Source organism: Pseudoalteromonas sp. A22, from assembly GCF_018141345.1.
Lineage (GTDB): Bacteria > Pseudomonadota > Gammaproteobacteria > Enterobacterales > Alteromonadaceae > Pseudoalteromonas > Pseudoalteromonas maricaloris.
Genome location: NZ_CP047238.1, coordinates 3,114,612 through 3,127,913, shown reverse-complemented (window position 1 = coordinate 3,127,913; position 13,302 = coordinate 3,114,612). Strand labels below are relative to the sequence as shown.

The following is a 13,302-nucleotide window of genomic DNA, read 5'->3' as shown; positions in this document are numbered from 1 at the left end:
TATTTTTCGTACTATTACCAAGGTTTAGCCACAATCGTGTAGCTATGTGTAAGGGTGTCATGTTCGATAAGTAAAGCACTGTCTCCTAGTGTGAAAGTGTTATCTTCATCCGAGCGCACTTCGATAAGTTGCTCCGTTCCTTGAATAAATACTCTGGCTTGACCGAACGTGTTGCTAACCCTTGATGTTGCAATAACGCATTCGAGCCCAACCAGCGCTTGCTTAGAAGTGGTTTCTTGGCTTTCGAAAAAGCGTCGTAATGGCCTTACAATGACGGCTGTGAGTGGTAATGCTGCAATGAGGCTGGCAAGCATAAATACCGTGCCCATCAGGTAGTAAAAAATGCCATTGCCTAGTAGGTAAGCAAAAAACTGTTGCACATAAATACTGATAATCCAGCCCAGCGCGATGATTAAACTCAATGAAATACTCACAGGGACGCCGCCAAAAGCGACTTCCCAAAAAGAACCAGAGCTTGCGCCTTCGGCTTCAATATCAACATCGCCTTCTAAGATATCGATATCAGCAAAACCGAGTAAAGCAATTAACCAGAACAACAGCACTATGAGTAATAGTGTTGAAAAAATAACAGTGGGAAACGTAAATGCAGTATTTAAAAATTCCATTGCTGATCCTAGTTCCTTGTATTTCCTTTTAAGCGGTTAAGTCAGTGAATTGTCCACTCAGCGCCGCAAGGTGTCTTTGTGTTTATCAAGCGGTGAGTTCCGCATCATAGAATGTGAGATGATTGAGTGAAGCGAATAGCGTTCGTGTCCGGTAAGACGGAGACACTGTAGGAAACAAATCCGAGAAGCTAATCAATCAGCTTAAAAACCATCCATGCGTAGTGAGAAAACCTCACATGCGTTTCTAAAGTTGCCACAATTAGACATATTATGTCAAACGTTTTTTGCTGTAAAGATAAGCAATTTATTCTGTTTATCGTGATAGTGGGGAAGCGTGTTCGTAGAAGCTAGAGTATCAGAGTATGTGCTAACCTGTGAGTTAGCACCGATAAAAATAATAGACTAAACGTTATCGAACAGGGTTTTTACTTTATCTAAAGTAACGTCGATTTCAGATACTTTGGCAGGGGCAATAAAAATCGTGTCATCGCCAGCGATGGTACCTAATACGCCATCTGCGGTACCTAATGAGTCAAGTAGCCTCGCAATTAACTGTGCAGCACCGGGACTGGTTCGAATAATAATCATCATTTCGTTGTGCATAATATCAACGACTAACTGACGCAAAGGGCTTTTTGCTGTTGGCACGCTCATTTCAGCGGGTAAGCAGTAAACCATTTCTTGCTTAGCATTACGTGTACGCACAGCACCAAACTTGCTCAGCATGCGCGACACTTTGCTCTGACTGACGTTGTCAAACCCTTGTTGTTTTAGAGCATCAACAATTTCACCTTGAGAGCCAAAGTTTTCTTCTTTTAAAATGGCTTTAAATGTTTTGATCAGTGCTTCTTGTTTTTCTTGCGGCTGCATAGTCTGTCTTCTTTTACGGCTAATCTTTAAATTCTACACAAAACCGCCGAGATTCCCAAATTTGCGCGACCAAAATGGCAGTCGTAAAGCATAAGTGTACAAAGTGTCGCGATCTTTACACTTTTATTTAAGACATTAGTCAAAAAATCTCGAAAATAACCGTGATTAATTTGTGTTTAACAGCGCTTTTCATTATCTTTACTGCACACTCAATTCCACCTTCAAATTATGGAGAATTCAAATGAAAGTTGCTGTATTAGGTGCCGCTGGCGGTATCGGTCAAGCTCTATCTTTATTGCTTAAAAATGGTCTTCCAGCTGGCTCTGAGTTAGCGCTTTATGACGTTGCACCTGTTGTACCTGGTGTTGCAGTTGACTTATCTCACATCCCAACTGCGGTAAAAGTAGCGGGTTATGGTAAAGACGACCTAGACCCAGCTCTTGCAGGTGCTGACGTAGTGCTTATCCCAGCTGGTATGCCTCGTAAGCCTGGTATGGACCGTGCTGACCTATTCAACGTTAACGCAGGTATCATCAAGACACTTGCTGAAGGTATCGTTAGAAGCTGCCCTAAAGCACTTGTTGGTATCATCACAAACCCAGTAAATGGCACGGTACCAATCGTTGCTGAAGTGTTCAAAAAAGCAGGTACTTATGATCCAGCTCGCGTATTCGGTGTAACAACGCTTGACGTTATCCGCGCTGAGACCTTCATCGCAGAGCTTAAGGGCCTAGACGTTGCTGAAGTTAAGATCCCAGTAATTGGTGGTCACTCAGGTACTACAATTCTACCTCTACTTTCTCAAGTTGAAGGTGTTGAGTTCACTGACGAAGAAGTTGCTGCACTAACGACTCGTATCCAAAACGCGGGTACTGAAGTGGTTGAAGCTAAAGCGGGTGGCGGTTCAGCTACACTTTCAATGGGTGCAGCAGCAGCACGTTTCTGCTTCTCGCTAGTGAAAGGTCTACAAGGTGAAGAAGTACTTGAGTACGCATACGTTGAAGGTAACACAGGCGATGCAACATTCTTTGCACAGCCAGTTATCCTTGGTAAAAACGGTGTAGAGAAGTTACTTCCTTACGGTGAGCTAAGCGCGTTTGAGCAAAAAGCAAAAGACGACATGCTAGCGACACTTGAAAAAGACATCAAAGAAGGTGTTGATTTCATGGCGTAAGCCAGATTGATACAAAAAAACCAGTCGCTTCACAGTGACTGGTTTTTTTATGTGTGATTATTCTTAGTGAAGAATACGTGCTCTAATAGTTCCTTCAACTGCACTTAACTCTTTCAACGCCACTTCAGAGTGGTCGCTATCGACGTCGATAACCACGTAACCAATAGATTCATCCGTTTGTAGGTATTGCGCCGCAATATTGATACCGTGCTGAGCGAACGCTTGGTTGATTTGCGTTAGTACGCCTGGGCGGTTTACGTGTACGTGTAATAAACGACTTCGGTTTGATAATTCAGGTAGAGAAACCTCAGGGAAGTTCACAGCCGTGACTGTTGAACCGTTATCTGAATATTTCGCCAACTTACCCGCGACTTCCACACCGATATTTTCTTGTGCTTCTTGGGTAGAACCACCGACGTGTGGTGTTAGCAGCACATTGTCAAACTCGCGTAGTGGTGAGACGAATTCTTCATGATTAGATTTTGGCTCAACGGGGAATACATCAATAGCAGCGCCGGAAAGCTTCTTGGCCGCCAATGCTTCAGCTAAAGCGTCGATATCAACAACCGTTCCACGTGATGCGTTAATTAGGATTGCGCCTTGCTTCATCACTTCAATTTCAGCCATGCCGATAAGGTTTTTGGTCTGCGATGTCTCCGGTACATGCAAACTGACCACGTCCGCTCTTTGTAACAATTGCGTAAGCGTGTGTAACTGCGTTGCGTTGCCGAGCGTGAGCTTATCTTCGATGTCATAAAACTCGACGTTCATCCCGATATTCTCAGCCATAATGCCAAGCTGGGTGCCAATGTGACCATAACCAATAATACCTAGCGTTTTACCACGAGCTTCGTATGAACCGTCGGCAGATTTATCCCACTCACCGCGATGCGCCTTTGCGTTGCGCTCAGGAACACGGCGCAGTAACAAGAGAATTTCACCCAGTACAAGTTCAGCCACAGAGCGAGTGTTAGAAAATGGCGCGTTGAATACGGCGATACCACGTTTTTTAGCGGCATCCAAATCCACTTGGTTGGTGCCGATGCAGAAACAGCCAACAGCGACCAGCTTTTCAGCTTGGTCTAATACTGCTTCCGTAAGGTGGGTACGCGAGCGGATCCCGACAAAGTGAGCGTCTTTGATCCGCTCGATCAGCTCAGGCTCCGGTAAGGATGTTTTAACGTAGTCTATGTTGCTATAACCGTTGCGCTTTAGCGTCTCAACGGCGCTTTGATGCACGCCTTCTAACAACAAAATTCGAATTTTATCCTTTGATAACGAAACCTTGCTCATCTGTAATCTCACTAGTTGATTTTAGGCCCTTCTGGAGTGCCTGTTATTACAACGTCAGCGCCACGCATGGCAAATAAGCCATTAGTCACGACGCCAACAATCTGGTTAATTTTTTCTTCAAGCGCTTTTGCTGCGCTAATTTCTAGGCCATGCACATCAAGAATGACATTGCCGTTATCAGTGATAACGCCTTGGCGGTAAACTGGATCGCCACCTAATTTTAGTAACTCTCTTGCCACGTAACTACGCGCCATTGGGATCACTTCAACTGGTAGTGGAAATGCGCCTAGCGTCTCAACATGCTTTGTATTATCAACGATACAAACAAATTTCTTGGCAACGGCTGCAACGATTTTCTCGCGCGTCAGTGCTGCGCCACCGCCTTTTATCATTTCGTTGGTGCTGTTGATTTCATCTGCACCATCAACATATACCGCAAGCTCTGACACATCGTTTAACTCGAAAACTTCAATACCAAGTGCTTTTAGCTTCTCTGTTGAAGCTTCAGAGCTTGATACTGCCCCTTTGATTTGATCCTTGATACTGCCAAGCGCATCAATAAAGTGGTTTACCGTCGAGCCTGTACCAACCCCAACAATGGTGTTTTCTTCTACATAGTTCAAAGCTGCCCATGCTGCGGCTTTTTTCATTTCATCTTGAGTCATAACGCTACACTTAGTTGTCATTGAAGTTGTATGGAGTATAACTCAATCAAAGTGTCAGCGTCATGGTCAAAAGCGCCTCAAAATGCGCTTAACTGTTTGCCTGCTCAATTATTTTTTGGCCAAGTGTATAGTTGGGTTGGAGTGAGGATAGTTGGGAGCGGTACATCCCAAGCTGCTGTTGGTAAGCTTGGAACTTGCTGGCAATCATGAGCAAGGCCAACAAGTGCTGGTTTAGCTCGCTGCTCAGCGTAGTGTAACGCTAATGTTCTATCGTAGTACCCACCGCCCATACCGAGGCGATTACCTTGCTCATCAAAAGCAACCAGAGGCATCAACAGTAAATCCAATGATGCAAGCGGTGCCACAGCTGAACAATCTAACTTAGGTTCCAAGATAGCATAGCGATTTGTCTTCATGGGTGAGTTTTTTTCATACTTCTGGAAGAGTAAATTTGCAGGGTTGAAGGGGTGAATTACGGGTAAGAAAACCTGGTGTTTTTTGTCCCAAAGCGATTGAATTAAAAGGGATGTATCTAGTTCGCCATCGTTTTGAATATAGACCCCTACATTGGCATTTTCTGGGAGGTTTATTTGTTGAAAAAAATTAATGTTGAGGTGTGCCGCGGCTGTCTTCTGTTGCTCTGCCGATAGCGAGTTTCTTGCATTTCTAATCATTTTTCTCAAATTAGCACGAGTAACTTGAGATTTATTTATGTTGTTATTAGTTTTACTCATTCTAACGCGAGCCACTCAGGGAAAAACAAACTTACACCAAGCAGAATAAATAAAATAATTAATACAGCGAGCAGATAATATAGCCAAGTCTTAGATTTAGCCGGAGGGCTAGGCTCAAAGTCCAGTTCATCAAATAGCTCCTTCGTCTCCCATTCTTCGTCTGTTGTATCTTCTATTTTAGTATGGGGAGTTGGTGCTACGCGTTGCTCGAGCTCCTCTAATCGCTCTTCGATACGTATTAGACTGCTTGTGATGTAATCCAGCGCTTCAAATACGCGCTCTTGATCTGCGTTAGTTGGAGTAGCGGCTGTTTGGCTTTGTAGCTTGGCATTGATCCCCGCACTTGCAAGTAATTTTACCTGTTTTAGTGCTTTGGCTTTATCAGCAGGAGCAAACAAGTTTTTGCCAGCGTAAAATTGCTGGATCTTTGAGGGTGAGGTTTTCAACCTGTCTGCCATTGCGATAGCGGCGCTTTGTTGATCCTTACCGTCGGCCATGCCAACGAAGACGACTTTAAACTGCTCGTTCATGGTGCGTGCCTAAGTTGTAGAGAGATAGTATTGAGTATATCTAGATTATAGGTAACTGTAGAAGGATAAAAGGAAATTTTTACAATCTGGTGAGTATTAAGATAAGTGACCGCTTGCGCGGCCACAATGGGTTGGGAATTTAGTAAAGCGCTGACTGATCCGCTTTGGGGGTTGTTTTTAAGATAAACTCGCGGAGATCTTCGTTCGATTTTTGTAAATCTTCATGACGCAGGTACATCATGTGCCCGGAGCGGTAGCCTTTAAAGCTTAAGCGATCACGCATTTTTCCGCTCGGATCGAGTTGCCACATATTGTACTTGGCATCAAAGTAATTCGTTGCGCCATCGTAGTAGCCAGACTGGATCATCACGTTTAGGTAAGGGTTTTGTGCCATCGCTAATCGTAATTGCTCACCGACATTATTATCGCTGTTATCCCAAGGGTAAACTGAACCAAACATATTATATTTTACATCGGTTTTATAGTTGAGCTCCGTTGCGAAGTAATGATTGATCGCTGGCGTAAATGAGTGCAACCAAGAGGTCAGCTCAGGCCAATAATCAGGGCGAGAACCAGCGTCTCTTTTATCAATACCAAGGTAGCGTGAGTCCAAACGACCTAGGGTATAGCCACGCTCACGCAACAGTTCTTTCCAAAATGCCGCAGTAGGAATATCTAGGTTGTTTTGAGCTACAAAGCGCTCGCTTAAGCCACTATATTTAGCAACGGCCTGTGTCACACTTTGCTTTTCTTGGGCACTGATAAATGCGCCTTTGGCGAGTGCGGGAAGATACTGATCAACCGTATATTGTTCAACCTCTGCAAGTACTTCGAGTAAATCTTTATTTTGCAATTCAGAAGACAGCGCCTTGTGGTACCAAGCGGCAGCAGCGTAATATGGTAAACGGTTTGCCACTTCAACCGGACCTTCTCGTTTAATGCCGATTTCTGTAGGAGATACCAACACCACGCCATTGAGGTAAAGCCACTGGTTGTTTTGCATCGCGTGCGCAAGACCTGACACTCGAGTCGTGCCGTAGCTCTCACCAATCAGGTACTTAGGGGAAAGCATACGCTCATTGCGATGAATAAATGTATTGAGCCATTCGGCTAAGTACTTCACGTCCGCGTTGACACCAAAAAACATCTTTGTTTGTTCGGCTTTACTAGGATATTTACCTTCAGCATTTTTGAGTACGCGAGAATAACCTGTGTTGACTGGGTTTACATAAACAATATCGGCAACATCTAGCACTGAATATGGGTTATCTTTCAAGCCGTAAGGTTGCAGTGGATACCCTTCGTCATCAATTTTTAATACTCTTGGGCCAGTATAGGCAATATGCATCCACACGGAAGCAGAGCCCGGACCACCGTTAAATGAGATCAACAGCGGGCGTTTGCTCATATCTTTGATTTTTGTGCGCTTATAGTAGGTGTAATGCAACGTTGCAACTGCGTCGCCGTTTTCATTCCACACCGGCTGTGTGCCTGTTGTTGCGGTGTAGTTAATACGTTCACCTTTTATTTCGGCTCTATGCTCAGTTGTTATTTTATGATCTATCTCAATTGCGCGGTTGTGCTCTTCAGCTATGCTTGGCGCTGAGAGTAGGGCACAACTCACGAGCAATAGTGGTAGTAGTTTTTTCATTGCTTCCTCGGTATTACAGTAGGTATGTCTGCATTAAAGAAGTATTTCATCTGAAATTCAAAGCCATTGAGACAAACTCAACAAAAAAAACGGCAGGTTTGAAAGTAGGCTGTTGTAACCTCGTTTATCGAAAAGTAACGAATTTGAGCCGATTTGGTTTTTTTTAGTGCAAAATTCGCGTATATTTAGTACTTTATTATGTAGTAATAAAGTATTTAGCCCCGTTAAATTCTTGTTTCACTGCGCTTCTCGTTGTACTTAAGAGATCTCAATCCATGCAAAGAATTTTAATTGTTGAAGACAGTAAAGTCGTACAACAGGTATTGCGACACCTTGCTGCTCAGCATCTAGATGTCGAAATCGATTTTGCTTGGTCCCTCAAGGAAAGTAAGGACTTCTTAGCACAGCACCAATATACATTGGCGCTGGTAGATTTAACGCTGCCCGATGCGATGGACGCAGAGGTCGTGCAGCTCACGCTCAGCCACAAAATTCCTACCGTGGTGCTGACCTCAAAAATAGATGAATATAGCCGCCAGCAAATGCTTGAAATGGGCGTGGTGGATTATGTGATTAAAGACAACCGTGATTCATACCTATACGCGGTCAAGTTAGCATCTAGACTGTTGAGAAACCAAGGTTGCAAGGCGCTGATCGCCGATGATTCTGTGATCAGTCGAGCTGTAATGAAGCAGATGCTTGAAAAGCAATTATTTACAGTGCTTGAGGCGCAAGATGGCGAACAGGCATTGGAGATGTTGTTATCTGACCATGAAATTAAATTGCTGCTGACAGACTTTGCGATGCCGACGATGGATGGCTTTGAGTTGGTGAAATCCGTTCGTAATAGTCGTGGGCGAGATGAGTTGGCGATTATTGGTCTGTCTGGCGCTGGAAGTCATGGTTTGTCAGCAAAGTTTATCAAATACGGCGCCAATGACTTTTTGGCAAAACCTTTTATGAGTGAAGAGTTTCATTGCCGCATCATGCAGACGATGGAGCAGCTCAATTTGATTGCAGAAATCAAAGAATATGCCCATCGAGACTATTTAACAGGACTTTATAATCGCCGTTATTTCTGTCAGCAAGCAGAGCGTTTAATCAAGAACAAACCGAGTCAGCATATATTGGCATTGTTAGACCTCGATCATTTTAAATCTATTAATGATCAATATGGTCATGAAAGCGGTGATGATGTACTTAAACAAGTTGCTGATTTACTGCGTAGTGCATTTGGTCACTACATTGTCGCACGTATTGGTGGGGAAGAGTTTGCTTTGCTTATTCCAAGCTCAGATATGAAGATGGCAAAGCACATGCTAGAAGACTTTAGAGAGCGCCTTGCGCAGCAAGCATTCAAAATTCCTGAGGGTAAGCATTATTGCACCATCAGTATTGGCCTCGCGGCTTGCCAATCAAAGAGTCTAAGCGAAGTAATGCGCAAGGCGGATAAAGCGCTCTACAAAGCGAAGGACAAACAACGAAATTGCGTTATCGCGCATTAGCTTTTCGTTATTTGGGTGCTTATGCACCAACTCAGTTCAGACTTAATATCAATGCACCTAGATGGTGCATTTTTTATGCGTGAAATTCCACTTCTCACTTTAATTCATTGTTAATTAAGGAATAAAAAATTTGGCATAAAGGTTGGATTACTACATACAACAGGATCAACTGTCCTAAGGGGACTCAGCATGAAAATGATAAGTGCAATAATAAAACCATTTAAACTGGATGAGGTACGTGAAGCGTTAGCCGATCTGGGGATTGAAGGCATGACGGTTGTTGACGTTAAAGGGTTTGGGCGTCAGCGCGGCCATACCGAACTGTATCGCGGTGCAGAATATCAAGTCGATTTCATTCCAAAAATAAAAATAGAAATTGCGACGTTAAGCGAAAACGCCGAGCGTGTTGTGGAAACGGTTACAAAGGCTGCGTTCACTGGAAAAATTGGTGATGGAAAAATCTTTGTTTACGACTTAGACCAAGTTGTTCGGATCCGTACCGGCGAACTTGATGAAGAAGCCATTTAAGGGGAGCCAAGCAATGGAAAATACAATAATAGAACTAAAATTTTCATTAAATACCTTTTACTTTTTGATCTCTGGCGTCTTAGTTATGTGGATGGCAGCCGGATTCGCTATGCTTGAAGCGGGATTAGTACGCTCAAAAAATACCACTGAAATCCTTACCAAGAACGTCGCACTGTACGCTATTGCTTGTACTATGTATTTGCTTATTGGTTACAACATCATGTATGTCGATAATGCCGAAGGTGGGGTTTTACCAAGTCTTGGTGCGCTCATTGGCAGTGCTGCTAAGGATGCCGACCATGCACTGCAATCCGACTTTTTCTTCCAAGTGGTATTTGTTGCAACGGCCATGTCAATTGTCTCGGGCGCTGTTGCTGAGCGTATGAAGTTGTGGGCGTTTTTAGCATTTTGTGTGGTGTTAACTGGTTTTATCTACCCATTAGAAGGCTATTGGACGTGGGGCGGTGGTTTCTTATCTGAGCTTGGCTTTGTTGACTTTGCCGGCTCTGCCATTGTGCATGGTGCCGGTGCTGCTGCGGCACTAGCGGGTGTTTTGTTACTTGGTGCGCGCAAAGGAAAATATGGCAAAAATGGTGAGATTTACCCAATTCCTGGTTCCAACATGCCACTGGCTACACTAGGCACCTTTATTTTGTGGATGGGGTGGTTTGGCTTTAACGGTGGCTCTCAGCTGTTCCTTGCCGACAAAGAAAATGCCATCGCGGTCAGCCAAATCATGTTAAATACCAATGCGGCGGCGGCGGCAGGTGCGGTGGCTGCACTGTTGGTGTGTAAATTAATGTGGGGCAAGGCGGATTTAACTATGGTGCTTAATGGTGCACTAGCAGGTCTGGTGACCATTACCGCAGAGCCTGCCTCTCCAACACCTGTACTAGCGCTTATCCTCGGTGCCATAGGTGGTGCATTGGTGGTGTTTAGTATCGTTGCGTTAGATAAGGCAAAAATTGATGATCCTGTCGGTGCTATCTCTGTTCACGGTATATGCGGTGCGCTGGGTGTGATGATGGTGCCATTTTCAAACTCAGACGCTACTTTCCAAGGTCAGGCTGTGGGACTCATCACTATTTTAGGTTTTGTTTTCATTGCTTCTTATATTGTCTGGAGTGTATTGAAAGCGAGCATGGGGATCCGCGTTGGCGAAGAAGAAGAGCTAAGCGGTATGGATCAACATGATTGTGGCGTAGATGCCTATCCTGAGTTCGTGACAGTTCGCGGACAGTAATACCAATTTGGCTCTCGGTCAATATTGTAAAGTTCTCGTTGTCTAAACAAAGTGGGTCCAGTAGGGCTCACTTTTCTTTATAAATATTATTCTACTTTCAGCAGTTGTTAATTTAGGTTACCCTACCATCTTGCGATTCATTTTTTAGTTTTACTTGGGTCATGACGGATAAAAAGAAAAGAACACCTGCCAACAAATCAAACGTCAAAGCGAACACTTCGCGTAAAAACAATACCCAGCAAAACGGTTCTAAGATGCAAAGAATTAAAAGCCGTGTACTGAGCACGTTGTGGTCTTTCTTTTGGAAGGGGACTATTGCGGCGATATTCCTTGTTGCAATCTATATCATCTACTTAGACGCTAAAATAAGCCGGCAGTTTGAGGGTAATAAGTGGGAACTTCCCGTTCAAGTTTATGCCAGATCGATGCAGTTTTTTCCTGATCAGTTCCTTAATGAGGATGAAGTGCTGTGGGAGCTGAAGCGGCTTAACTATTCTCGTGTAAATCGTATCAGCCGTACCGGTCAGTATACCGTTCAAGGTCGTACAATCACCATTCATCGTCGCGCGTTCGAATTCTACGATGGCCCAGAAACAGCGCGTATTTTTACGCTTAATTTTGCTGGTAAGAAGCTTGCCAATATTGTTGATAATCAAGGTCGGCGTTTAGCTGGGGCTCGCCTAGAACCGGTGCAAATTGCTCGGATCGGCAATGAATCGCGGCAAGACAGAGAATTTGTTCCGTTCGATAAATTCCCTAATATTTTAAAAGAAACGCTGCTGGTGGTAGAAGATAGAGACTTTTACCAACATCATGGTGTTTCTGCGCTGTCTATTTTACGTGCGCTGTATGCCAACATCAAAGCTGGGCGAACTGTGCAAGGTGGCAGTACGCTTACGCAACAGCTCGCAAAGAACTTTTATCTCACCAGAGATCGCACCTTAATCCGCAAGGTGCATGAAGCGTTCATCGCATTGATTTTAGATTTCCGTTACAGCAAAGATGAAATCCTCGAAGCCTATTTAAACGAAGTGTTTTTGGGGCAAGCCTATAATCAAGGCGTTCATGGTATGGGGCTTGCGGCCGATTTTTATTTTGGTAAGCCAGTGGACGAGCTTGAGTTTGACCAAGTCGCTATGCTAGTTGCGATGGTTAAAGGGCCATCTTTTTATAACCCAAGACGCTATCCTGAGCGGGTAATGGAAAGGCGTGATTTAGTCTTGAGGCTAATGGTGGAAAATGGCCTTATCACAACGCCCGAATATCGCGCAGCGCTGGCAAGGCCGATTGATGTACAGCCTTTAAAAGCGAGCCGTATGCAGTCTTATCCTGGATATTTGGAGCTGGTGAATCGCGAGTTAAAGAAACTGGTGCCTGATGATGACATTGTCGACTCTGGAATTCGGATTTTTACCTATCTCGATTTACAAAAGCAAACGGCGATGGAAGATGCCGTTAAAAAGGGCTTACCTTACTTAGAGCGTCGCTTTAAAACGGAAGATTTAGAAACTGCCATGCTGTCAGTTAATGTTGAAAAAGCGGGTGTATCGGCGTTAGTTGCTGGTCGTCAGTTGAAGTTTTCAGGTTTTAATCGGGTATTAGACACCGAGCGTAATATAGGTTCACTGGTCAAGCCCGCTATTTATTTGAGTGCTTTGTCGAATCCAAACTACCATTTGGGCATGCTGCTTGATGACAGCCCCCTTGAAGTGACAGACGGTTCAGGTAAGGTCTGGTCTCCAGAGAACTTTGATCATAAATTCAGAGGCCAAGTGCCAATGTTTGAAGCGTTCAGCAATAGCATCAATATTCCGGCAGTAAACCTTGGTTTGGATGTGGGGGTTAATCGAGTCGCACAAACTTTGAATGACCTTGGTGTCTCTAAGTCGATTCCACTTTATCCTTCTTTATTATTGGGCGCGTTAGAGCTATCTAGTTTTGATATTGCAGAGGCGTACACCACGCTTGCTGCAGATGGTAAGCAGAGCGAGTTGACCAGCGTCATGGCTATCACCGATTCACTGGGTAAGCTGGTATACGAACATCCGGTACAAAAAAGCCAAACGCTAGACAGCGACGCGGTATACATGACGAAATACGGTATGAAACGCGTAACCAAAAAAGGCACAGCAAAGCGTCTCAATCTTCACTTCCCCTCAATTCAACTTGCAGGGAAAACGGGGACGAGTAATGATTTAAGAGACAGCTGGTTTGCAGGTTTTGACCAAAATACGGTCACCGTTGCTTGGATTGGTCGCGATGATAACAAGCCAACGGGATTAACGGGCAGCCAAGGTGCGCTTGAGCTCTATATTCGTTACCTAAAACCACTAAATCCACAAGCGATTGTTGATGAGCGTCCAAAGTCCATTCGCTGGGCGTTTATCAATCCGAAAACGGGTAAGCAGTCGCCTCCGAGTTGTGGTCCTGTATTGCAGCTACCTATTAGAGAGAGCATGTTCGAACCAAGACCTGGATGTTGA

12 protein-coding genes are annotated in these 13,302 nt (G+C 44.3%); 5 read left to right on the top strand and 7 right to left on the bottom strand.

Annotated features, from left to right (window positions below; translation table 11 throughout):
* Positions 1-14 precede the first annotated feature (14 nt).
* On the bottom strand, positions 15-626 hold the full coding sequence (locus GSF04_RS18985; protein ID WP_039493778.1) for an OB-fold-containig protein: 612 nt from the start codon (positions 624-626) through the stop codon (positions 15-17).
* Positions 627-1,028: 402 nt separating this feature from the next.
* Positions 1,029-1,496, bottom strand: a complete 468-nt coding sequence (gene argR, locus GSF04_RS18980; RefSeq protein ID WP_211858389.1) for a transcriptional regulator ArgR — start codon at positions 1,494-1,496, stop codon at positions 1,029-1,031.
* A gap of 241 nt (positions 1,497-1,737) precedes the next feature.
* On the opposite strand from argR, the gene mdh reads away from it, so the two are divergent.
* Positions 1,738-2,670, top strand: a complete 933-nt coding sequence (mdh, locus tag GSF04_RS18975) for a malate dehydrogenase (RefSeq protein WP_010372282.1) — start codon at positions 1,738-1,740, stop codon at positions 2,668-2,670.
* A gap of 63 nt (positions 2,671-2,733) precedes the next feature.
* Here mdh and serA read toward each other — a convergent pair whose 3' ends face one another.
* The 5 genes from serA to GSF04_RS18950 all read right to left on the bottom strand — a co-directional run bounded on the left by serA (position 2,734) and on the right by GSF04_RS18950 (position 7,543).
* A complete protein-coding gene (gene serA / locus GSF04_RS18970; protein ID WP_130163536.1) occupies positions 2,734-3,963 on the bottom strand; it encodes a phosphoglycerate dehydrogenase in 1,230 nt (409 codons plus the stop codon).
* 11 nt (positions 3,964-3,974) lie between these two features.
* A complete protein-coding gene (gene rpiA, locus GSF04_RS18965) occupies positions 3,975-4,628 on the bottom strand; it encodes a ribose-5-phosphate isomerase RpiA (protein WP_130163537.1) in 654 nt (217 codons plus the stop codon).
* 104 nt (positions 4,629-4,732) lie between these two features.
* Positions 4,733-5,362, bottom strand: coding sequence for a 5-formyltetrahydrofolate cyclo-ligase (locus tag GSF04_RS18960; protein ID WP_211858387.1), 630 nt, complete (start codon positions 5,360-5,362; stop codon positions 4,733-4,735).
* The gene (locus GSF04_RS18955) at positions 5,359-5,892 is read right to left on the bottom strand and encodes a hypothetical protein (protein ID WP_045987695.1); all 534 of its coding nucleotides are present in this window, start codon (positions 5,890-5,892) and stop codon (positions 5,359-5,361) included. Before GSF04_RS18955 ends, GSF04_RS18960 begins: the two co-directional genes overlap by 4 nt.
* Before the next feature lie 139 nt (positions 5,893-6,031).
* Positions 6,032-7,543: a carboxypeptidase gene (locus GSF04_RS18950; RefSeq protein ID WP_211858385.1), complete on the bottom strand. Its 1,512-nt coding sequence runs from the start codon at positions 7,541-7,543 to the stop codon at positions 6,032-6,034.
* A 275-nt stretch (positions 7,544-7,818) separates the two neighbouring features.
* Here GSF04_RS18950 and GSF04_RS18945 point away from each other — a divergent pair, with 275 nt between their 5' ends.
* From GSF04_RS18945 to mrcB, 4 genes are all read left to right on the top strand, one after another.
* Positions 7,819-9,048, top strand: coding sequence for a diguanylate cyclase (locus GSF04_RS18945; protein ID WP_010372263.1), 1,230 nt, complete (start codon positions 7,819-7,821; stop codon positions 9,046-9,048).
* Between the two features lie 189 nt (positions 9,049-9,237).
* Positions 9,238-9,576 carry a P-II family nitrogen regulator gene (locus tag GSF04_RS18940; protein WP_010372259.1) on the top strand — a complete coding sequence of 113 codons (339 nt, stop codon included), beginning with the start codon at positions 9,238-9,240 and terminating at the stop codon, positions 9,574-9,576.
* A 13-nt stretch (positions 9,577-9,589) separates the two neighbouring features.
* Positions 9,590-10,819, top strand: a complete 1,230-nt coding sequence (locus GSF04_RS18935; RefSeq protein ID WP_045987693.1) for an ammonium transporter — start codon at positions 9,590-9,592, stop codon at positions 10,817-10,819.
* 161 nt (positions 10,820-10,980) lie between these two features.
* The gene (gene mrcB, locus GSF04_RS18930) at positions 10,981-13,302 is read left to right on the top strand and encodes a penicillin-binding protein 1B (protein ID WP_211858382.1); all 2,322 of its coding nucleotides are present in this window, start codon (positions 10,981-10,983) and stop codon (positions 13,300-13,302) included.